We start from the raw sequence: 20,859 nt of genomic DNA, 5'->3' as shown, positions 1-20,859 counted from the left end.
GGCCCGGCGGCCGGTTCAGAGGCTGAGCCGGTAGGGCACCACGCAGACGACCACGTCCGTGCGGGCCCGCAGCGCGGCGGCGAGGAGCAGACCGCGCTGGTTCTGCAGGATCTGATAGCGGCGGTGGAGGGGTTCCACCTCGGGGATGAGGACGGCGATCTGCCGTCCTCCCTCCTCCGCCCTGCGGACGTACGCGACGATCGGTTCCACGAGCGAGCGCTGTGGGCTGTCGACGACGTCCAGGCGTACGCCCGGGTTCCAGCGGTCCCAACTCTCCCTGAGGGCGCGGACCTTGGCAGGGTCGGCGTGTACGGCGACGGCGACCACCTCGTGGCCGAGGGCGCGGGCGGCGGACAGCGCGTGCTGGGTGAGTCTGCTGACCTCGCCGACCGGCACGATGACGAGGGAGTCGCCGACACGCAGGGGCGGCGGGACCTCGCCGAGTCCGAGTTCCAGGCCGACGGTCGTGTAGTAGCGCTGGATGCGGTCGAACAGCAGCATCAGCAGCGGGATGGCGACGACCACCACCCAGGCTCCTTCCAGGAACTTGGTGGTGAGCAGGACGACGCCCGCCACGGCGGTCAGTACCGCGCCGACCCCGTTGAGGACCGCGCGCCGCAGCCAGCCGTGCGGACGCTGCCCGGCCCAGTGCCGTACGAGACCGGTCTGACTGATGGTGAAGCCGATGAACACGCCGATCGCGAAGAGCGGGATCATGCGGTGGGTGTCGGCGTTCACGGCGATCAGGAGCGCGGCCGCGAGCAGGGCGAGGGTCACCACGCCCCAGCGGTACACCGGCCGTTCCGTGCGCAGCCCGAAGAGGTGCGGCAGCCGGTGGTCCTTGGCGAGCAGGCTCATCAGGACGGGCAGACCGCCGAAGCTGGTGTTCGCGGCGAAGGCGAGGGCCAGGGTGACGATGAGATTGGTCGCGTAGTACGGCCATCCCGTCCCGTACGCGCCCGCCGTCAGCTGTGCGAGTACGGTCACGCCGCCGCGCGGGGCGACATGGTCGCGGCGGATCAGCAGGGCCATGCCGATGAGCATCAGACCGAGGAGTGCGCCGAGCATCAGCTCCGTGTGCTGGGCGCGTTTGACGCGCGGCTCGCGGAAGGAGGGCACGCCGTTGGCGATGGCCTCGACTCCGGTGAGCGCGGAGCAGCCGGAGGAGAACGCCTTGAGGAGCAGCAGGACGCTCAGTGCCTCGGTGGCGTGGACGGGCTGGACGGTGCCGACGAACGCCACGGGATGGCCTCGCCCCAGGCCGAGCACGACGATGCCGAGGATGCTCACGATGAACAGCACGGTGGGCAGCATCAGCACCCGCGCGCTCTCGGCCACACCGCGCAGGTTCACGGCCGTGAGCAGGGCGAGCCCGATCAGGCAGACCGCGAGCAGGTGCGAACCGAGCACCGGGAACGCGGAGGCGAGGCTGGCCGCGCCCGCGGCCAGACTGACCGTCACGGTCAGCACATAGTCCACGACCAGGCTGGCCGCCGCGAGCAGGCTGACGGTCGGTCCGAGATCCTTCTTCCCCACCGCGTACGCGCCGCCGCCGTCCGGATGCACGGCGATCACCTGTCCGTAGGACACGACGAGCACCGCCAGCAGTCCGGCGATGACGAGCGTCACCGGGAGCGTGGCGGAGAGCGCGCCCGTCCCGGCGGCGATCAGTACGAGCACGATCGCCTCGGGGCCGTACGCCACCGAGCTCAGCGCGTCCAGGGAGAGCGCGGCGAGCCCCTCGACGCTGGTCAGGTGGTACTTGTCACCCTCCCCGTGCCGCAGCGGAACTCTCGGCCGCAGTTCGCGGCGGGCCAGGCCGTACGCCATGGGGACCTCGCGGGGGTGAGGGTGTTTGAGTCAGTGTGACCGGCTTGGTGCGGTGTGGCGGGGCAAGGACGCGCCAGGACCGCCGCGGACCGAAGGTGCGGGACGCGCAGTCGTGTTGCCGCCGATCGGGTAGTACCCGAGGCGCGGTGCGGGCGGGGGCACGGCCGCTCACCCCTGGCGAAACAGCAGGTCAGTGCAGTCTGACGGGTCATCGGTTGGCCCCATGGGCCTGAGTGGGCGTGACCTCGGGGGTGCGCCAGGTGAGCGGCTCGAGTGGTGCGCGGAGCCCGGCGGATTGACGGTGGATCACGTCGGGGTCGGGTTCTCACGAGCTGACGCAGTGTCAGCTGCCTGGCTGCGACGGAAGGACTCCGAAGATGCGATCTGCCCGCATGCTCCTCGCCACCGCGACGGCCACAGCCGCCCTCGCGATCGGCGCACCAGGCGCCCTCGCCGCCACGGCGGGTGACGGGGGCCACGATGACTCTTCCTACAGCAGGGAGCACGACAAGCCGAACGGGGGGGTGCACGCGGGCGGCGGAGCACTGACCACCGTGCGCGGTGACGACTCGGGTTCCGATCGTGGAAACAACGATTCGGGCTCGGACCATGGCAAGAGCGACTCGGGCTCGGACCGTGGCAAGAGCGACTCGGGCTCGGACCGTGGCAAGAGCGACGACTCCGGCGACGAACACGGCAAGAAGGGCGGCTCCGACCACGGCAAGGGCGACGACTCGGGCTCCGACCGCCGAGGGCCCCGCGGCGGCATGCACACCGGCGGCGGCGCCCTCAGCGCCGTGCGCGGCGAGGACTCGAACAGGGACGACTCCGGCTCCGACCGTGGCAAGAGCGACTCGGGCTCGGACCGTGGCAAGAGCGACGACTCCGGCGACGAACACGGCAAGAAGGGCGGCTCCGACCACGGCAAGGGCGACGACTCGGGCTCCGACCGCCGAGGGCCCCGCGGCGGCATGCACACCGGCGGCGGCGCCCTCAGCGCCGTGCGCAGTGACGACTGGAACAAGGACGACGAGAAGTTCGACCCGGAGACCTACAAGGACAAGGGCGACAAGGGCAACAAGGGCAACGACGACTCGGGTTCCGACCGCGGCAAGGACGACTCGGACTCGGGGCGCGACAAGCCCCGCGGCGGCATGCACACGGGTGGCGGTGCGCTCGCCACTCCGGGCAGGACGGCCGGTGGGCTGGCGGTCCTGGCTCTCGCCGGTGCGGGTGCCTACGTGGTGCGCCGCAAGCGTGCCGCGGACGGCCTTTCCTGATCCATGCCTGACGACATAGCAGCCCGGGCCGCCTCCTGCGCACAGCGTGGCGGCCCGGCTGGTTGCCCCCGTGCCGCGCCGGCTCCGCCGCCGTAGCCCAGTGAGTTGTCCCGTACGTGTTCCAGTGAGGTGGTGCCCGATGGCATCCCGGTTGTCCTCCCCTGTCGAGCCCCGGTCCGTGACGCCGCTCCAGGGCGCACGGCCCGGCGTGCCGATGTTCGTGTGGTGCGTCGGAATCCTGGTCCTGGCCCTGAGCCTGTTCGGCGGCCACGGCAAGCCCTCCGACCCCTCTGACCCCTCGGCCAAGCCCCATGGCGCGGCGGCGCTCGCACCGTCGTCCTCGGCCCGGCCGCCGGGCAAGCACCTGCCGCGGTCCGAGCCGACGCGGCTGCTCATCCCGAAGATCGGCGTGGACGCCCCGTTCACCGAACTGGCCGTCGACGCCGCGGGCAAGCTCCAGCCTCCGACCGCCGACGACACCAACCTGGTCGGCTGGTACGCCAAGGGCGTGTCCCCCGGTGAGCAGGGCACCGCGATCATCGCCGGTCATGTCGACACGACCACCTCCGCGGCCGTCTTCGCCGACCTCAGGGAACTGGAGATGGGCGACCGGTTCACCGTGGAGAGGGCCGACGGGCGCAAGGCCACCTTCGTGGTCGACAACGCCGACACGTTCGCGAAGGACGACTTCCCCGACCAGCGTGTGTACGCCGACACCCGCGACGCCGAGGTCCGGCTGATCACCTGCGCAGGCGACTACGACCATTCGGCGAAGGACTACACAGAGAACCTGGTGGTCTTCGCCCACCTCGTCTGACCTCACGGCCGGTGACGTGTCAGAGGCCCGGGACTCCGTGTTCGCGCAGCGGCCCGACCCGCCAGCCGTGCGTCTCGCAGGTGTCGAGGACGCGGGGCAGGGCGGCGAGGGTGGTGCGCCAGGAGTCCGGGGCCGAGGTGCAGTCGGAGTCGTGGAGCAGGATGGTGCCGCCGCCGGACAGATCGCGGGTGACGGTGCGGTGGACGGAGTCCGGGGTGGCCCGTTTGCGCCAGTCCTCGCCCCAGGCCGTCCACAGCGTCGGGGTCAGCCCGAGGCGGCGGCAGGTGAGGTGGGCGGCGGTGTTCATCACCCCGTACGGCGGCCGGAAGAGCGTGGGCGGGCGGCCGGTGACCTCGGCGACGGCGTCGCGGGCCCGGGCGAGGTCGTCGTACGTGGCGCGCGGGCCGCGCAGCAGCAGGGGACGGTGGTGCCAGCCGTGGATGCCGATCTCGTGCCCGGCGGCGGCCATCTCCTTGGCCAGGCCGGGCGAGCGGGCCAGCATCGAGCCCAGCAGGAAGAAGGTCGCCCGGATGCCCCGGGCGTCCAGCAGCCGCAGGAAGTGCGGGGTGGAGAGGTGGTCGGGCCCGTCGTCGAAGGTGAGCGCGACATGGTCGGGGCGGCCGCGGCCGGCGAGGCGGGGCATGGCCCGGTTGCGCAGCGGGCCGAAGGTGGAGATCACCGGCGCGGCGTGCGCGGCGGCGAGCGCGGGCAGGGCGATCGCCCCGGCCCGCCCGACGGTACGGGCCGTACGGCCCGGGCCTGACCTCATCGGTCGTCGTCCTCCAGGTAGTGGGTGAGCGCACCGAAGTGGTGGCCGGGGGACTCCCCGTAGGCGTAGGCGAGCGGGGCGCCGATGCCGAGGGAGAGGGTGGCGGCGACGGCGGCGACCATGAGGACCGTACGGCGCCGCGCCTGCCGTGACCTGGCGGCGAACCGCGCGGCGACGGGGAGGCGCGGCGCCTCGACCGGTACGGACCTCGGCGCGTCGGACGGTACGCCGGCCAACGCGTCGGCCGGTACGCGCGTCGGGAGTCCGGACACGTCGAAGGCAACGGCGGGCCGCGCGGCGACCGGGCGGCGCTGGGACGGAATGGCGGTGGCGGACAGCGGGCCGCGGGCCATCGTCGTGACGGCCGGTACGGGGCCGGGGGCCGCGGTGAACAGGGCCAGGCCCGCCTCGCGCTGTGCCCGGCCGCGCGGGCCGTGGAGGAGTTCGGTCAGGGTCGGCGCCAACCGGTCCGGCTCGCGGATCCAGGGGGCGAGGCCCGCCTCGTCGAGCGCGGCGGCGTTGGTCTGGCCGTGCCCGGGTATGCAGCGGTAGCTGACGACCGGGAGTCCGCCCGCGAGCGCCTCCAGCGAGGTGAGCCCGCCCGCGTTCTGGACGAGGACGTCGCACGCGTGCATCAGTCCGGGCATGTCGTCCACCCAGCCGTGCACGTGGGCGATGCCGTCCGCGCGCAGCCGTTCGGCCAGCGCGTGATTGCGTCCGCAGACCACGACCGGCAGGGCGACCCCGGTGCCGAGGATCTCCGCGGCGGCCTCCCGGACGGGCCCGACCCCCCACGAGCCCGCGACCAGCAGGGCGAGCGGTGTGTCGGGGGGAAGGCCGAAACGGGTGCGGGCGGCACGCCGTTCGTCCTCGTCGGCGGGGGTGAAGCGCGGGTCGGTCATCGGGCCGGTCACGGTGACGCCCGCCGCGCCCTGCTCGTGCGCCTGGGCGGCGGGTATCGCGTGGGCGGCGAGGTGGGCGTCGATGCCGGGCGCCACCCACAGGGAGTGGACGGAGAAGTCGGTGAGGTAGGTCAGGGCCGGTATCGCGAGCCGGCCGCGCAGCCGCAGGGCGCCGAGGACCTGGCTTGCTCCGGGGTAGGTCGAGACGACCGCGCGGGTGTCGGGGGTGACGGTGGCGAGGGTGCGGCGTTCGGCGCCGCGCAGCAGGGCCCGTACGGCGGGGTTGGGGCGTCGTTCGTGCTCGGTGGCGGCGTAGATGCGCTGGTAGCCCGCGGGGGCCCAGGTCAGCAGCCGGAGGTAGGCGCCGGAGAGCAGCTTTCCGATGCGGGCGGGCAGCAGGTCGAGGAAGTCGTGGCGGTCGACGAGGAAGCCCGCCTCCGTGAGGTGGCGGGTGAGTTCGGTGGCGGCGCCGTCGTGCCCGGCCCCCATGCTCGCGGAGATGACGGTGATGCGGGTGGGACTGTCGGAGTGGGGCACAGCGGATCAGCCTCCAGAGTGGTGAGGGCATGACGGGGGACGTCACCGACTCGCCGGAACAAAGGCGAAGGAAACAAACGCAGGAGCGACCGAGGTCGCCGCCACCGGCGTCGGCGATGCGGACCGACGCCGGTGGTGAGGTGTTGAGCGCTCAGGTGTCGAGCACTCAGGCGCTCAGCACTCAGGCGTTGAGCGCTCCCGCACCCAGCAGCCCGAGCAGCAGCACGCCGACGACAATCCTGTAGATCACGAAGGCGTTGAAGGAGTGCTTGGCGACGAACTTCAGCAGCCAGGCGATCGACGCGTAGGCGACGACGAAGGAGACGGCGGTGCCGACGGCCAGCGGCACGGCGCCCACCCCCGCGCCGACGGCGTCCTTCAGCTCGTACAGACCGGCGCCGGTGAGGGCGGGGATGCCGAGGAAGAAGGAGAGCCGGGTGGCGGCGACCCGGTCCAGGTCCAGGATCAGCGCGGTCGACATCGTGGCGCCGGAGCGCGAGAAGCCCGGGAAGAGCAGCGCGAGGATCTGTGAACAGCCCACCAGCATCGCGTCCTTGAAGGTGGTGTCGTCCTCGCCGCGCTTGTGGCGTCCCATCTGGTCCGCCGCCCACATCGCGCCACTGCCGACGATCAGCGAGACGGCGACCACCCAGAGGGAGCCGAGCGCCCCGTCGATGAGCGGCTTGGCGGCGAGGCCCACGATCACGATCGGGATGGTGGCGTAGATGACCCACCAGGCGAACTTGTAGTCGTGACTGTGCCGCTCCTCGCGGTCGCGCAGTCCCCGGCCCCACGCCGAGACGATCCGCACGATGTCCTTGAAGAAGTACACGAGCACGGCGGCGATCGCGCCGACCTGGATGACGGCGGTGAAGCCGACGACGGCCTTGTCGTCGACCGGGATGTTCATCAGCCCCTCGGTGATCTTGAGGTGGCCGGTGGAGGAGACGGGGAGGAACTCGGTCACTCCCTCGACGACTCCCAGGACGACGGCCTGGCCGACGCTGATAACACTCATGGGATCCATCTCTGCGGTGAACGGGGCGAGCACGTGTCCCCCGGGGCACGGGCGCACGGCGACACATGGCAGACTCGGACCACGGCAGCATTTACACCGCCGTAGAAGCTCAAGTTTTACACGACTGTAGAAGATGGACGGGTGAACGACAAACCCATGGGCCTCGATTCACGCGATTCACAGGCTCGGGGCTCCAAGCGGGCCAACGGCGAGCGGGAGTCCGAGATCCTCGGCGTACTCCAGCGGGCCGAGGCCGCGCTCACCCCGGGCGAGGTCGCCGAACGGCTCGGGGGCGAGCTGACGTACAGCAGCGTGGTCACGATCCTCACCCGGATGCACACCAAGCAGCTGCTCACCCGCACCCGGCGCGGACGGGCGTACGCCTACGCGCCCGTGACCGACGACCCCGGGTTCGCCGCCCGCCGGATGCGCACCGTGCTCGAGGAGCGCCCCGACCGCGAGGCGGTGCTCGCCCGCTTCGCCGACAGCCTGTCCGACACCGACGCGGACCTGCTGCGCCACCTGCTGGGATCCGACGCGGACCCAGACCGGTAGGACAAGGAGCCCGCCCGGATGCGTATCGCCGTCTATCTGCCGCTGCTGCTGTCCGTGATCGCGCCTCTCGGCGCCCGCCCGCTCTCCGAACGCTGCGAACCGCGCCTGGCCACCTGGCTGCTCACCGCCTCCGCGCTGATCCTGGGCGTGGCGACCACCGTCTCACTGGGACTACTGGCGATCACCGGTCTGATAGGCGTTCCGTTCCTCGCCGACCTCGGCCACTGGTCGGCCCGCACCGCGCAGGTCAACGACCCCGCCGAACCGCCGGTCGCGCTCCTCGCCGGCCTCCTGCTCGGCGGCGCGCTGCTGACCGCGGCGCGGATGCTGTGGCGCCGGGCCCGCTCCATCGCCTCCGCCATCTGGGACGCCGCGTGCATGCCCACGCCGGACGGCCTCGTCATCGTCGAGGACGAGGCGCCGGACGCGTACGCGCTGCCGGGCCTGCCGGGGCGGGTCGTCGTCTCCACCGGCATGCTGCGCACCCTGGACAAGGCCGAGCACGACATCCTGCTCGCCCACGAGCGCGCCCATCTCACCGCCCATCACTATCTGTTCGTGGCCCTGGCCGGCCTGGGCGCCGCCGCCAACCCCCTCCTGCGGCCCTTCGCCACCGCCGTCACCTACACCGTGGAGCGCTGGGCCGACGAACAGGCCGCCCGAGCCACCGGCGACCGCCGCCGGGTCGCCCGCGCGGTCGGCAAGGCGGCCCTGGCCGCCCACAACGCCCCCGCCCCCCGCCTCTCCACCCTCGGCTTCCGCGGCGTCCTCGGCCGACGGGGACCGCTCGCCGGCGCGGGCCCGGTCCCCCGCCGGGTCGCCGCCCTCCTCGCCCCGCCGCTCACCCGCCATCCGGGGCTCGCCCTCGTCACGACGGCGTGCCTGGCCCTCACCATGGTGTCGACCGTCGCCGCCACCCGCGACCTGCACGACCTCCTCGAGGTGGTCGGCATCGCCCACCACCACGACCCGCATCACCCCGACACGGACAGGCCGAACCACGACGCCTTGCCCTTCGGCTGAACCGGTCGTCGAGTCCTCGCGCGGTCAGCCATCTCCCCCACGTGCGGGAGGCGACCGGGTCAGCAGCCCCCGCACGCGCGTGGGTACGGCGACGGCCCGCGCGACGGCCTCCAGCACCGCCATCCGCTGGCTGCACGAGCCCCGCCCGAGCGCCGGCGTCCGCGAGGTGCTCCGCAGGTCGTCCGGGGATCCGCTCGACGAGGGCGGTGACGTTCGGGTGGGTCCAGTCGAGGATCGGGGTGGGGCGCGTGGAGCCGGGTACGGGTTCGGTCCCCGGGGCGTGTTCGGAAGCCCGGACCGGGACGGCCACGCCGCCGCGAGCTGCGACGGCGGCCCGGGAGCCGTCTGTGACCTGTCCGACCACCTCCGCCTCGACCTCGGCCACCTCACCTCCCGCGACGGACTCTTCGCCCGCCACGGCCGGACCCTGTGCCTCCCGGACCGCGGCGGCAGGCCGAAGCCTCTTGTCGCATCCTTGACGCCCAAGTCATCAGAGACCCGTCAAGGCATGCTGCCTCCGGCCTCCCCGGTCTCTACCGTCGGTCGTATGGAACGCCGCAACCGCCGCAACAACGCGCGCACCGCGGTCGACGCACCCGCCCCACCCTCCGCGGAAGTGGCGCGCGACCACCTCTGGGCCCAGGACGTACGCAGTTCGATCCGCTGCGCGGCCGTGCTCCTCGCCCTTCTCCTCCTCATCGACTGGGGAGTCGGCACCCTCTCCGCGCCACGCGCCACCCTGTGGGCCGCGCTCGCGGTGCTGCTGTTTCTCGTGCTGTACCCCACCCGGGTCTCCGCGGGCGAGGGCTGGCTGGTCTCGCGCGGGTTGCTGCGCGCGCGCCTGGTGCGCACCGACCACCTGGTGTCGGTGCGCTGCCTGGACGGAGTCGGCCAGCGGCTCGTGCTGCGGGACACGTTCGGCGCTCGCGTCGAGATCGACCCCCGGGTCCTGGTCGCCAATCCGCCCCTGTGGCGCCGCCTCGACGAGGACGCACGCCTGTCCGCGCTGCGCTCCACGCTCTCGTGCGGGGAGACCGCGCTGCACCGCGTCTCGGAGCGGATCGACCGCGAGACGGCACTGACGGTCTTCAAGGTGTCCGGGCTGGAGTGAGGACCGGGGTCAACCGGCGGCGGAGCCGCCGGGGGCGACCAGGCCCGTCTCGTAGGCGAGGACGACGGCCTGTGCGCGGTCGCGGAGCGCGAGCTTGGCGAAGATCCGGGCGACGTGGGTCTTCACGGTGGCCTCGCTGAGGGTGAGGGCTCCGGCGAGTTCGGTGTTCGACAGGCCGCGGCCCATCAGGGCCAGCACCTCGAGTTCACGAGGGGTCAGTGGAGCCAGGTCGCGGTGGACCGCGAGCGTGCGGGCCGCCGCCGAAGCGGTGGGGCGGTGAGCCGGGCCGGCCTCCTCGCCATCGCGGGCGGTCGCATAGCGCTCGACCAGACGGCGGGTGATCGAGGGGGCGAGCAGTGCGTCTCCGGTGTTCACCAGTCGCACCGCTGCCGCGAGGTGGGCGGCGGTGACGTCCTTGAGCAGGAAGCCGCTCGCCCCGGCGGCGAGCGCCGCGTAGACGTAGCGGTCGAGGTCGAAGGTGGTCAGCATGATCACCCGGCAGTGCGGGAGCAGCCGCAGGACGCGTCGGGCGGCTTCCAGGCCGTCCAGGTGCGGCATCCGGATGTCCATCAGAAGGACGTCCGGGCACAGCCGTTCGGCTTCCGCGACGGCCTGAACGCCGTCTGCGGCCTCGCCGATGACGTCGATGCCGCGCGAGGCGAGGATGAGGCGGAAGCCGGTTCGGATGAGCTCCTCGTCGTCGGCGATGAGGACGCGCGGGGCGCGGCCGTCGGGGGCGGATTCGGTCACGGGCGCTCCAGGGGGATGCGGGCTCGGACGCGGTAGCCGCCGCCGATGCGGCGCCGGGCGTCGAAGCGGCCCCCGTAGACGGCGACGCGCTCGCGCAGACCGATCAGACCGCGCCCGGCACCGTCGTCCCGGCGCTCGCGGGCGCCCGGTCCGGCATCCCTGCTCGCGCGGTCGGCGGACAGCACGCTCGGTCCGCTGTTGAGCACCTCGACCCGCAGACTGTGGTCGGCGTAGCGCACCGTCACCGCCGCCCTGCCGCCCTCGCCGTACTTGAGCGCGTTGGTCAGCGCCTCCTGGACGATCCGGTAGGCGGTGACGTCGATGCCGGGCGGCAGCGGGCGCGGTTCACCGGAGATCCGCACCTCGACCGGGAGGCCGGCGAAAGCGATCCGGTCGACGAGGGTGCTCAGTCGACTCAGGCTCGGCTGCGGCGCGAGCCCGGAGAGGTCTCCTTCGCCGTACCGCTCGGCCCGCTCATCGTCGTCGCCGTCGGGCGACGGCGCCAACAGGCCGAGCAGGTGGCGCAGTTCGGTCATCGCGTCGCGTCCGGCACCCTCGACGGCCCGCAGCGCGGTCTCCGCCTCGCCCGGCAGGGTGACCAGCACCTCACGAGCCGCGCTCGCCGATACGACCATCAGGCTGACCTTGTGGCTGACGATGTCGTGCAGCTCGCGGGCGATACGGGCGCGCTCGGCCGCGACCGCCGTGCGGGCGGCGGCCTCCCGCTCGCGCTCCAGCAGCCAGCCCCGGTCCTCCAGGACCCTGCGGTAGCGGCGGCGGGCCCGCGCCAGCAACACGACAGCGCCCCCGGCCACCGCCAGGCTCACCCCCGCGAGGGCGATGAGCAGCCGGCCCGTCCCCGATGTCCACACGCCGTCCATCGTGCCAGGCAGCCGGCGAGGGGGCGTCCACCTGCGGGTCCACCCCGTACATCGCCAGGATGACGACCGTCGCGGGTTACCTCCGGGGGCTGACGCCCGGACGGCCCACGCCGCCTACCGTCCCTGCCATGACCACCGAAGACATCAGCGACACGGCCCCGGCGACCGCCCCGGCCGCCGTGCGCGACCAGGAAGTCGTCCGGGTGAGCGGCCTGCGCAAGGAGTACGGCGACACCGTCGCCCTGAACGGGGTGTCGCTGGAGATCCGGGCCGGGGAGGCGGTGGCGGTGATGGGCCCGTCCGGCTGCGGCAAGTCGACCCTGTTGAACATGATCGCCGGCCTTGACCGGCCGAGCGCGGGCTCGGTGCACGTACACGGCGAGGACCTGGGCCGGATCAACGAGACCGGCCTCGCGCTCTTCCGGCGCCGCCGGATCGGCATGATCTTCCAGTTCTTCAACCTCATCGACGACCTGCCCGCGATCGACAACGTCGCCCTGGCCGCCCAGCTCACCGGAACTCCGGCCCGCCAGGCCCGGCGCCGGGCGCTGGAGTTGCTGGACGAGCTCGGCATCGCCGACCGCAAGAACGTCTATCCCGCCGCACTCAGCGGCGGCGAGCGCCAGCGGGTCGCGGTGGCCCGCGCACTGATGAACCGTCCCGCGCTGCTGCTGGCGGACGAGCCGACCGGTGCGCTGGACAGCCACGCGGGCGAGCAGGTGATGGACCTGCTCATCGACCTCAACGAACTGGGCCAGACCCTCCTGCTGGTGACGCACGACCAGCGGCTGGCGACGCGCTGCGCCAGCCGCCTGGTGACCATGGCGGACGGCCGGATCATCGGCGAACGGACCCTGGAGCGGTCGGCATGAGCGCGGTGTGGCGCGCCTCGCGCGCGGCCGTGCGCCGCCGCCGGCTGCAGACCTCCGTGATCGGCGTGGTGGTCCTGGTCTCCAGCATGGCCCTGGTGGTCGCCCTCGGCCTGCTGGACGTCGCGTCCGGACCGTTCGACCGGCTCTTCGGCCAGGCGCGCGGCGCGCACGTCATCGCCACCTTCGACGCGGCGAAGGTCTCCGGCGCGCAGTTGGCGCGGACCGCGCACCGTCCGGGCGTGCGGGCCTGGGCCGGGCCGTTCCCGGAAGCCGTGGTCGACTTGCCGCAGAACGCGGCCTCCGAGATGCCCGGAATGGGGCCCGGCCCCCTGACCGTGGTGGGGCGGGCGCAGCCGGGTGGACCGGTCGACCGCCTCGACCTCTTCGCCGGGCACTGGGCCACCGGCCCCGGCGAGATCGTCCTGGCGTCCATCGACGGGCCCGGCGCGGGCAAGGGGCCGGACTCGCCGATCGGCAAGCGGATCCGGCTGCCCGGGCTGCCGCCGCTGACCGTGGTCGGCCTCGCGTCCAGCGTGAGCGGGACCGCCCAGGCTTGGGTCTCCACGCAGCAGATCGCGGCCCTGCACCCCACGACGTACCAGATGCTGTACCGGTTCGACCAGGTCGCGACAGCCCGTCAGATCAGCACGGACACCGCCGCGGTGACCGCCGGCCTGCCGTCCGGATCGCAGGTCGCCGGCCAGTCGTATCTGACGCTGAAGGCGCAGATCGCGTCCAAGCCCAACGCCTTCGTGCCGTTCCTTATGGCCTTCGGGATCCTCGGTCTGCTGGTGGCGGTCCTGATCGTGGCCAATGTGGTGAGCGGTGCCGTGGTGTCGGGCTTCCGGCACATCGGGGTGCTCAAGTCCCTTGGGTTCACGCCCAACCAGGTGGTCGCGGTCTACATGGTGATGATCTGCGTCCCGGCGACGGCGGGCGCGCTCGCCGGTACGGCCCTGGGCGCGGTGGTGGCGCGGCCGCTGCTGCACGTGGTCTTCCAGGGCGCGGACCTCGGCACGGTGAACGTCGCGCCGACGATCGGCTCCTGGGTGTACGCGACCACGGCGCTCGGCATGCCGGCCGTGGTGCTGCTGGCCGCGCTGATCCCGGCACTGCGCGCGCACCGGCTCTCCGTGGCCCGTGCGATCAGCGCGGGCAGCGCACCCAGTGGCGGACGGGGGCTCGCGGTGCAGCGGTGGCTGAGCGGGGTGCGGCTGCCGCGCTCGGTGAGTCTGGGCCTGGGCCTGCCCTTCGCTCGGCCCGGACGGGCGCTGCTCACCGTCTCCGCGGTCCTGCTCGGGGTGGCGACGGTGACGTTCGCCACCGGCCTGTCGGCCACCATGGTCTCCTACGGCAACGCGGTCGAGGGCGTCGGCAAGGTGCAGGTGATCGTCGGGCGAGGGGAAGCCAGGTTCGGGCAGACCGCCCCGAAGCACGGCGACGTCGCGGCCCAGGCGCTGCTGCGCGGACTGCCGCACGCGGCGGACGTGTCCGCCGTGGGCTTCGCCGACGTACGGCTGCTCGGGCAGAGCGAGGACGTGTCGATCGAGGGCGAGCGCGGGGGACGGTCGGCTCTCCAGGACGACCTGGCCAGGGGCCGCTGGATGCGGGGGCCCGGCGAGGTGGTGGTCTCCGGCCGGTTCCTGTCCAAGTACGGCATGCGTCTCGGTGACTCCTTCGTCCTCGGTGCGGCGGGCGGCCGGCGGGAGCGAGTGACCCTGGTCGGGGAGGTCATGTCCGGGCCGGCGGACTGGATGCGCGCGGACTGGGCGACCCTGACCGCCCTCGCACCGGGCGCGCAGGCCAACCAGTACTGGGTGCGGCTCACCCCCGGAGCCGATGTCGGCGCCTATGTGAAGGCCGTCCGGGCCGCCGACCCTGGTCTCTACCCGGACGCGAAGACTTCGGTGAACGCCGGGGCCGTGACGGTGATCAGTTCCGCGTCCGTGCTGACCCTGATGCTGACGGTGGTCGCCGCGATGGGGGTGTTCAACACCGTCGTACTGAGCGCCCGGGAGCGGCGACGCGACCTCGGGATGCTCAAGTCGATCGGCATGACGCCCCGGCAGGTCACGGTGATGATGGTGGTGTCCATGGCCGGGCTGGGCCTGGTCGGCGGGATCCTGGGGCTGCCGCTGGGAGTCGCGGCGTACCGCGTGGTGGTCCCGATGACCGAGCGCAGCGCCCACCTCACCTTCCCGGACCGGATGCTGGACGTGTGGCATCCCGGGTCGATGACGCTGCTGGCGCTGGCCGGGGTTGCCATCGCCGCACTGGGCGCGGTGATACCGGCGCGTGCGGCGGCACGGCAGACCATCGCCCGAGTCCTGCACACCGAGTGACGTCCGCGCCGTGTCGGAGGAGGCCCTCCACCACCCCTGTCCGCGCGACCTCTGAGTCAGCTGCGGCCCGGAGTGAGTGTCGGGCCCCCTCCCGGCCCCTCCCCCGGCTTACCCTCCGCCCGTGTTCAACGTCACGGGGATCCTCAAGCGGCTGGTGATCGGCCGGGCCATGCGCAGCGAAGAGCTGCACGAGACGCTGCTGCCCAAGCGGCTCGCCCTGCCGATCTTCGCCTCGGACCCGCTGTCCTCGGTGGCGTACGCGACCCAGGAGATCCTGCTGGTCCTCACCCTGGGCGGCCTTGCCTACCTGCACTTCACGCCGTGGATCGCGGCCTCGGTCGTGGCGCTGATGGCGGTCGTGGTGCTGTCGTACCGCCAGGTGGTGCACGCCTACCCGAGCGGCGGCGGCTCGTACGAGGTGGTGTCGACGAACCTCGGCCCGACCGCCGGACTGGTCGTCGCCGCCTCGCTCCTCGTCGACTACGTCATGACGGTGGCCGTCTCGGTCGCCTCCGGCGTCGACAACATCATCTCCGCCGTCCCACGCCTCGCCGACCACCGCGTCCTGATGGCGATCGGCTTCGTGGCGGTCCTGACGGCGATGAACCTGCGGGGCGTCCGGGAGTCGGGACGCGCCTTCGCCGCACCGACGTACCTCTTCATCAGCGGTGTCCTCGTCATGGTGGTCACGGGCCTGATCCGCTACGCCCTCGGGGACGCACCGGTCGCCGAGAGCGCCGCGTACGGCGTCTCGCCGGACCCCTCGGACGCGAACCTGACGGGTCTCGCCCTGCTGATGCTGGTGCTGCGCGCGTTCTCCTCCGGCTGTACGGCGCTGACCGGGGTGGAGGCCATCTCCAACGGCGTACCGGCCTTCCGCAAGCCCAAGTCGAGGAACGCGGCCGAGACACTGACCGCGATGGGTGCCCTCGCGATCGTCATGTTCGTGGGTGTCACCGCGCTGGCACTGATCACCAAGGTGCACATCACGGACGACGCGTGCCGGCTGACGGGACTCACCGGCGACTGCGCCTCGTACACCCAGCGCACGGTGATCGCACAGATCGCGGCGGCGGTCTTCGGCGGCGAGCACAGCGTCGGCTTCTACGTCATCCAGGCGGCGACCGCGCTGGTCCTGATCCTGGCGGCGAACACGGCCTTCAACGGCTTTCCCCTGCTCGCGTCCATCCTGGCCCAACACCGCTATCTGCCCCACCAGTTGCACAACCGGGGCGACCGGCTCGCGTTCTCCAACGGCATCCTGGCGCTCGCGGTCGTCGCGGCTCTGCTGCTGTGGGGCTTCAAGGCGAACGTCACCAGCCTCATCCACCTCTACATCCTGGGCGTGTTCACCGCCTTCACGCTCTCCCAGCTGGGCATGGTCCGGCACTGGAACAGCGAGCTGCGCACGGAACGCGACCCCGCGCCGCGGCGCCGCCACCACACGGCCCGGGTGATCAACGCGCTCGGCTCGGTCGTCACCGGCCTGGTCCTGGTGATCGTGCTGGCCACCAAGTTCACGGAGGGCGCGTGGCTCGCCGTACTCGCCGCGATCGTGCTGTGGGTGATGATGCGCGGCATCCGGCGCCACTACGACGCCACGTCGGCGGAACTGGCGGTGGCCGACCCGAAGGGCGACCTCACCCTCCCCTCACGCGTGTTGGGGATCGTACTGGTCTCCACCCTGCACAAGCCGACCCTTCGTGCCCTCGCCTACGCGCGCGCCTTCCGCCCCGACCGGCTGGAGGCCCTGACGGTCTCCGTCGACCGTGACGAGGCGGCGGCGCTGCTCAGGCGCTGGGAGGAGTACGGCATCGACGTCCCGCTGAAGATCATCGACTCGCCGTACCGCGAGGTGACCCGGCCGGTCGTGGAGTACGTCCGCTCGATCCGCCGCGAGAGCCCGCGGGACATCGTCGCCGTCTTCATCCCCGAGTACGTCGTCGGACACTGGTGGGAGAACCTCCTGCACAACCAGTCGGCGCTGTGGCTGAAGAACCGGCTCCTGTTCACCCCGGGAGTCATGGTCACGAGCGTGCCGTGGCAGCTGACGTCCTCCGCCCACGCCGACCGGCCCGCGGCCAGGGCGCCGGGGTCCTTCCGGCGGGGGGAACCGCAGGGTCCGGCGCCCCGGGCGGGCACCCGGCACCGGTGACGCGCCCACGGCGGAACCCGGTGCGGCGCACCCCCGTTCAGCGGAACTCGGCGAGCCTCGGTCGCAGCCCCAGCAGGATCAGCGCACCCGCGCCGAGCAGCAGACCGCACGTCCACGGGAGCAGTCCGGTGGCCTCGAAGCGGCCCGCGCGGACCGCCGCCGTGAAGTGCCGCCGATTGATGTCCGTCACCTGGTCCAGCGCCGTCATCCAGGCCCCGAAGTGGGCGTTGGACGTGCCCGGCTCCCAGCCCATGCAGAACGCGACGGCCTCGCCCTCCTTGCCCTGCGCGACCAGGGCCCGGATCCTCCGGTCGTCGCGCTGGTAGACGGCGTACGCGTCCACCGTCCGCTCCGCCGCGGCCCGTTCGCCGGGGAAGGTGAGGTTGGCGAGTTCACGCGCGAACTCGCCGCCGAAGTCCAGGGTGTGGTGGTCGGCGCGGTACTCCTTCCAAGTCGTGGCGAGCCCGGAGTCGTACGAGTCGAGGCTCGCGCCCTTCATCCCGTACAACTGCTGCGACTTGGCGAGGAACGCCTGCGCGTACTGTTCGCGGCGCTCGGGGTCCAGCAGATAGCGGCTCTCGTCGGCGTTCGCGTCGTAGGCGATCGCGCGGGCGCGGGAGAGGGCGACGACGGAGTCGAAGGCGTCGCGGCGGGCGCCGTGCAGCCGGTCGGCGGAGGCGGACAGCGCCTGGCCGCCGAGGAGCACGGCGAGCAGCGCGCAGACGCCGGCGGCCAGCACACCGGGGTTGAGGATCCGGCGGAAGCGGCGGGCCAGGTACCACTGGAGGACGCCGAGGGCGGCGAGCAGCAGCGCGCCGAGCACGAGAACGGCGGCGAGCTCGGCCGCGAGGACCGAACGGGCCTGGTCGTACTGCCGGTCGAAGGCGCTGTTGTTGGAGTCCACCAGCTTCCTCGCGCTCGGCAGGAGCCGGGCCTGGAGGAGATCGGTGGCCTCGCGGTAGTCGACGAGCGCGGCCGGTCTGCCGCCGGCGCGGTCGTCGTTCTCCAGCGTGCGGCCGATCAGCTCCTGGTACTCGGCGAAGTCGTCGGTGAGCGACTCGACGGTGTGCTCGTCGGCGGCGTCGCCCTGGGCGGCGACGGCGAGGGCGCGCAGGTCGTGCCCGATCGCGCGGCGCGCGTCCCCGTAGAAGCCGACCGCCTTGTCGTACGGCGTCGCCAGGCGCCCCTTGCCCCCGTCGCCGCCGGCCAGCAGGAGGTTGGCGGCCTGCGCGTCCATGTCGTTGAGGGCGAGGTTCAGGTCGGCGGCGCTGGTGGTGCGGGGTGCGTCGCGGCCCGCGACGGTGTCCCAGGTGCCGGTGGCGGCGAGTCCGGCCAGCCCGAGCAGCAGGGCGAGGGCGACGGTCAGCAGGAGGGTGACGGTGCGCAGCAGCCGCAGTCGCGCGGGCAGGGTCGCCCAGAAACGGCGGTGCAGGGCGGTGGCGGCTCTTCGGGCTGCGTAGCGCGGAGGGAGCCCGGGACTTCGGGACCGCCCGGCGCGTCGGGGGCGTCTGGATCGCGGCCCCCCGCGCCTGGGCCGAGGCTGGCGCCCACCCCCGGAGGGGGCGCTCGCCACGCGCGGTGGCGCTCCGACGGTCCCGGCTCGCGCCGGACTGTGCGTGGTCCCGGCTCGCGCCGCAGGACTGTGCGTGGTACCGCCCGTGACAGCCACGAACCCCTCCATCGGCACGCCACGGACGCTCGCCCGTGTCCCCCGTGCCGCGCCCAGTCTGTGACCGCTTCACCTCACACACACCGGACCTTGATGGGCCCCTGATGTCGCACCGGACGACTTTGACGCGGCCTTGACGCCGTCGGCCGACCACATGTGCGAAAAGCACGGCATTCTCGTCGTCGGGGGCGGACCGAGCGCCGGACCGGAGTGCCGGACCTCGGTGCCGGACCGAGGGCTGCCACCTCCGCGACCGCACCGCCGTCCCCCGTTCGCCGCAATGTCCACCGCCCTGCCGTTTTCTCCCCCATTGCCCACAATCGGATCACAATGGGCACTACGCCGGGCAGCACGTCAGGAGCACCCCGATGGCCACCACCGACCACGCTCGTCCCGGAGGTACGACGGGTACGAGCCGGCTGCGTGCGTGGATGCTCGAGGGGCTGTCCGACATGGGCAGGACCCCGCAGGGCCCGCACGCCCTGCCGGAGCCCGTGCACCAGGGGCAGCGCTGGTGGCGGGTGATGTGCCTGACCGGCGTCGACTACTTCTCGACACTGGGCTACCAGCCCGGCATCGCGGCCCTGGCCGCCGGACTCCTCTCGCCCGTCGCGACCATCGTGCTCGTCATCGTCACCCTGGCGGGCGCACTGCCCGTCTACCGGCGGGTGGCCGAGGAGAGCCCGCGCGGCGAGGGCTCGATCGCGATGCTGGAGCGGCTGCTGTCGTTCTGGAAGGGCAAGCTGTTCGTCCTGACCCTGCTGGGCTTCGCCGCCACCGACTTCCTGATCACCATCACCCTGTCGGCGGCCGACGCCTCCACCCACCTGGTCGAGAACCCCCACCTCACCAGCACGCTGCACAACCAGCAGATGCTGATCACGCTCATCCTGGTGGCCCTGCTCGGCGCGGTGTTCCTCAAGGGCTTCCTGGAGGCGATCGGCGTCGCCGTCGTCCTGGTCGGGATCTATCTCGCCCTCAACGTCGTGGTCGTGATCGTGGGCCTGTGGCACGTGGCGACGGCCGAGCATGTGATCACCGACTGGACCAGCGCCCTGACCACCGAACACGGAAACGTCTTCGCGATGGTCGGGGTCGCCCTCCTGGTCTTCCCCAAACTGGCCCTCGGCCTCTCCGGCTTCGAGACCGGCGTCGCCGTCATGCCGCACGTCCAGGGCGACGCCACCGACACCGACGAGAAGCCGACCGGCCGCATCCGGGACACCAAGAAGCTGCTGACCACCGCCGCCGTGATCATGAGCGTCTTCCTCATCTTCACCAGCTTCATCACCACGCTCCTCATCCCGGAGCAGGAGTTCAAGTCCGGCGGCCAGGCCAACGGCCGCGCCCTCGCCTATCTCGCGCACGAATACCTCGGCGGCGCCTTCGGCACGGTCTACGACGTGTCGACCATCGCCATCCTGTGGTTCGCGGGCGCCTCCGCCATGGCCGGACTGCTCAACCTCATGCCCCGCTACCTCCCCCGCTACGGCATGGCCCCGCACTGGGCACGCGCCGTCCGCCCCATGGTGATCGTCTTCACCCTGGTGGCGTTCCTGGTCACCTGGATCTTCAATGCCGACGTCGACGCGCAGGGCGGCGCCTACGCCACCGGTGTCCTCGTCCTCATCAGCTCCGCCGCGATCGCCGTGACCATCGCCGCGCGCAAGGCCGGCCAGCGCAAGTGGACCATCGCCTTCGCCGTCATCTCCGCGGTCTTCCTCTACACGACCGTCGTCAACGTCATCGAGCGCCCCGACGGCGTCAAGATCGGCGCCTGCTTCATCGCCGGCATCATCCTCGTCTCGCTGCTCTCCCGGCTGGCCCGCGCCTTCGAACTGCGGGTGACCAGTGTGAGCCTGGACGACATGGCGGACCGGTTCGTACGCGACATAGCCAGCCGCCGGATCCGGTTCATCGCCAACGAACCCGACAACCGCGACAAGGCCGAGTACCGCGAGAAGATCGAGCAGATCCGCGCCGACAACGACCTCCCGGCCCAGGAGGACTTCGTCTTCGTCGAGGTCACCGTCCTGGACCCCTCGGAGTTCGAGGCGGGCCTGACCGTACGCGGCGAGGTGCTCCACGGCCGCTACCGCGTCCTGACCCTGGAGTCCTCCTCCATCCCCAACGCCCTCGCCGCCCTGCTCCTGTACGTCCGCGACCGCACCGGCTGCACCCCGCACATCTACTTCGAGTGGACCGAGGGCGACCCCTTCACCAACTTCCTGCGCTTCTTCCTCTTCGGCCAGGGCGAGGTCGCCCCCGTCACCCGAGAGGTCCTGCGCGAGGCCGAACCCGACCGCTCCCGCCGACCGCGCGTACACGTCGGCTGAGCGCTCCGCCGA

16 protein-coding genes are annotated in these 20,859 nt (G+C 72.4%); 9 read left to right on the top strand and 7 right to left on the bottom strand.

Annotated features, from left to right (window positions below; translation table 11 throughout):
- Positions 1 to 15: 15 nt before the first annotated feature.
- Positions 16 to 1,830 carry an APC family permease gene (locus tag FNV62_RS29420; RefSeq protein ID WP_097285756.1) on the bottom strand — a complete coding sequence of 605 codons (1,815 nt, stop codon included), beginning with the start codon at positions 1,828 to 1,830 and terminating at the stop codon, positions 16 to 18.
- Positions 1,831 to 2,207: 377 nt separating this feature from the next.
- On the opposite strand from FNV62_RS29420, the gene FNV62_RS29415 reads away from it, so the two are divergent.
- Complete coding sequence (locus FNV62_RS29415) at positions 2,208 to 3,110, top strand: hypothetical protein (RefSeq protein WP_143602539.1); 903 nt, start codon at positions 2,208 to 2,210, stop codon at positions 3,108 to 3,110.
- A 139-nt stretch (positions 3,111 to 3,249) separates the two neighbouring features.
- Entirely contained in the window at positions 3,250 to 3,927 is a 678-nt protein-coding gene (locus tag FNV62_RS29410; protein ID WP_097285754.1) for a class F sortase, read from the top strand.
- A 19-nt stretch (positions 3,928 to 3,946) separates the two neighbouring features.
- Here the strand turns inward: FNV62_RS29410 and FNV62_RS29405 are convergent, their stop codons facing one another.
- The 3 genes from FNV62_RS29405 to FNV62_RS29395 all read right to left on the bottom strand — a co-directional run bounded on the left by FNV62_RS29405 (position 3,947) and on the right by FNV62_RS29395 (position 7,153).
- Positions 3,947 to 4,696: a polysaccharide deacetylase family protein gene (locus FNV62_RS29405; RefSeq protein ID WP_097285753.1), complete on the bottom strand. Its 750-nt coding sequence runs from the start codon at positions 4,694 to 4,696 to the stop codon at positions 3,947 to 3,949.
- Positions 4,693 to 6,135 (bottom strand): MGDG synthase family glycosyltransferase, encoded by a 1,443-nt coding sequence (locus tag FNV62_RS29400; protein WP_313905033.1) that lies wholly within the window; start codon positions 6,133 to 6,135, stop codon positions 4,693 to 4,695. Before FNV62_RS29400 ends, FNV62_RS29405 begins: the two co-directional genes overlap by 4 nt.
- Positions 6,136 to 6,316: 181 nt before the next feature.
- The gene (locus FNV62_RS29395) at positions 6,317 to 7,153 is read right to left on the bottom strand and encodes an undecaprenyl-diphosphate phosphatase (protein WP_054232183.1); all 837 of its coding nucleotides are present in this window, start codon (positions 7,151 to 7,153) and stop codon (positions 6,317 to 6,319) included.
- A gap of 141 nt (positions 7,154 to 7,294) precedes the next feature.
- Here FNV62_RS29395 and FNV62_RS29390 point away from each other — a divergent pair, with 141 nt between their 5' ends.
- From FNV62_RS29390 to FNV62_RS29380, 3 genes are all read left to right on the top strand, one after another.
- Entirely contained in the window at positions 7,295 to 7,708 is a 414-nt protein-coding gene (locus tag FNV62_RS29390; protein ID WP_225900413.1) for a BlaI/MecI/CopY family transcriptional regulator, read from the top strand.
- Between the two features lie 18 nt (positions 7,709 to 7,726).
- Complete coding sequence (locus FNV62_RS29385; protein WP_143627665.1) at positions 7,727 to 8,731, top strand: M56 family metallopeptidase; 1,005 nt, start codon at positions 7,727 to 7,729, stop codon at positions 8,729 to 8,731.
- Between the two features lie 547 nt (positions 8,732 to 9,278).
- On the top strand, positions 9,279 to 9,842 hold the full coding sequence (locus FNV62_RS29380) for a hypothetical protein (protein ID WP_211180020.1): 564 nt from the start codon (positions 9,279 to 9,281) through the stop codon (positions 9,840 to 9,842).
- 9 nt (positions 9,843 to 9,851) lie between these two features.
- Here the strand turns inward: FNV62_RS29380 and FNV62_RS29375 are convergent, their stop codons facing one another.
- A complete protein-coding gene (locus tag FNV62_RS29375) occupies positions 9,852 to 10,592 on the bottom strand; it encodes a response regulator transcription factor (protein WP_097285750.1) in 741 nt (246 codons plus the stop codon).
- A complete protein-coding gene (locus FNV62_RS29370; protein ID WP_097285749.1) occupies positions 10,589 to 11,473 on the bottom strand; it encodes a sensor histidine kinase in 885 nt (294 codons plus the stop codon). Before FNV62_RS29370 ends, FNV62_RS29375 begins: the two co-directional genes overlap by 4 nt.
- 128 nt (positions 11,474 to 11,601) lie before the next feature.
- Here FNV62_RS29370 and FNV62_RS29365 point away from each other — a divergent pair, with 128 nt between their 5' ends.
- From FNV62_RS29365 to FNV62_RS29355, 3 genes are all read left to right on the top strand, one after another.
- Positions 11,602 to 12,345 carry an ABC transporter ATP-binding protein gene (locus FNV62_RS29365; protein ID WP_079090092.1) on the top strand — a complete coding sequence of 248 codons (744 nt, stop codon included), beginning with the start codon at positions 11,602 to 11,604 and terminating at the stop codon, positions 12,343 to 12,345.
- A complete protein-coding gene (locus FNV62_RS29360) occupies positions 12,342 to 14,687 on the top strand; it encodes an ABC transporter permease (protein ID WP_143627663.1) in 2,346 nt (781 codons plus the stop codon). Before FNV62_RS29365 ends, FNV62_RS29360 begins: the two co-directional genes overlap by 4 nt.
- Positions 14,688 to 14,856: 169 nt before the next feature.
- The gene (locus tag FNV62_RS29355; RefSeq protein WP_382026647.1) at positions 14,857 to 16,842 is read left to right on the top strand and encodes an APC family permease; all 1,986 of its coding nucleotides are present in this window, start codon (positions 14,857 to 14,859) and stop codon (positions 16,840 to 16,842) included.
- Between the two features lie 37 nt (positions 16,843 to 16,879).
- Here the strand turns inward: FNV62_RS29355 and FNV62_RS29350 are convergent, their stop codons facing one another.
- Positions 16,880 to 18,415 (bottom strand): hypothetical protein, encoded by a 1,536-nt coding sequence (locus FNV62_RS29350; protein ID WP_143627660.1) that lies wholly within the window; start codon positions 18,413 to 18,415, stop codon positions 16,880 to 16,882.
- A 464-nt stretch (positions 18,416 to 18,879) separates the two neighbouring features.
- On the opposite strand from FNV62_RS29350, the gene FNV62_RS29345 reads away from it, so the two are divergent.
- Positions 18,880 to 20,847 (top strand): APC family permease, encoded by a 1,968-nt coding sequence (locus FNV62_RS29345; RefSeq protein WP_097285745.1) that lies wholly within the window; start codon positions 18,880 to 18,882, stop codon positions 20,845 to 20,847.
- Positions 20,848 to 20,859 lie beyond the last annotated feature (12 nt).

It is taken from the genome of Streptomyces sp. RLB3-17, from assembly GCF_007113425.2.
Lineage (GTDB): Bacteria > Actinomycetota > Actinomycetes > Streptomycetales > Streptomycetaceae > Streptomyces > Streptomyces mirabilis_D.
This window is presented reverse-complemented; position numbering and strand designations above follow the sequence as displayed.

Coding starts and splice junctions, on each gene's coding strand:
- FNV62_RS29420 (WP_097285756.1), bottom strand. CDS start 1,830: ATGGCGTACGGCCTGGCCCGCCGCGAACTGCGGCCGAGAGTTCCGCTG.
- FNV62_RS29415 (WP_143602539.1), top strand. CDS start 2,208: ATGCGATCTGCCCGCATGCTCCTCGCCACCGCGACGGCCACAGCCGCC.
- FNV62_RS29410 (WP_097285754.1), top strand. CDS start 3,250: ATGGCATCCCGGTTGTCCTCCCCTGTCGAGCCCCGGTCCGTGACGCCG.
- FNV62_RS29405 (WP_097285753.1), bottom strand. CDS start 4,696: ATGAGGTCAGGCCCGGGCCGTACGGCCCGTACCGTCGGGCGGGCCGGG.
- FNV62_RS29395 (WP_054232183.1), bottom strand. CDS start 7,153: ATGAGTGTTATCAGCGTCGGCCAGGCCGTCGTCCTGGGAGTCGTCGAG.
- FNV62_RS29385 (WP_143627665.1), top strand. CDS start 7,727: ATGCGTATCGCCGTCTATCTGCCGCTGCTGCTGTCCGTGATCGCGCCT.
- FNV62_RS29380 (WP_211180020.1), top strand. CDS start 9,279: ATGGAACGCCGCAACCGCCGCAACAACGCGCGCACCGCGGTCGACGCA.
- FNV62_RS29370 (WP_097285749.1), bottom strand. CDS start 11,473: ATGGACGGCGTGTGGACATCGGGGACGGGCCGGCTGCTCATCGCCCTC.
- FNV62_RS29365 (WP_079090092.1), top strand. CDS start 11,602: ATGACCACCGAAGACATCAGCGACACGGCCCCGGCGACCGCCCCGGCC.
- FNV62_RS29360 (WP_143627663.1), top strand. CDS start 12,342: ATGAGCGCGGTGTGGCGCGCCTCGCGCGCGGCCGTGCGCCGCCGCCGG.
- FNV62_RS29355 (WP_382026647.1), top strand. CDS start 14,857: ATGCGCAGCGAAGAGCTGCACGAGACGCTGCTGCCCAAGCGGCTCGCC.
- FNV62_RS29345 (WP_097285745.1), top strand. CDS start 18,880: ATGGCCACCACCGACCACGCTCGTCCCGGAGGTACGACGGGTACGAGC.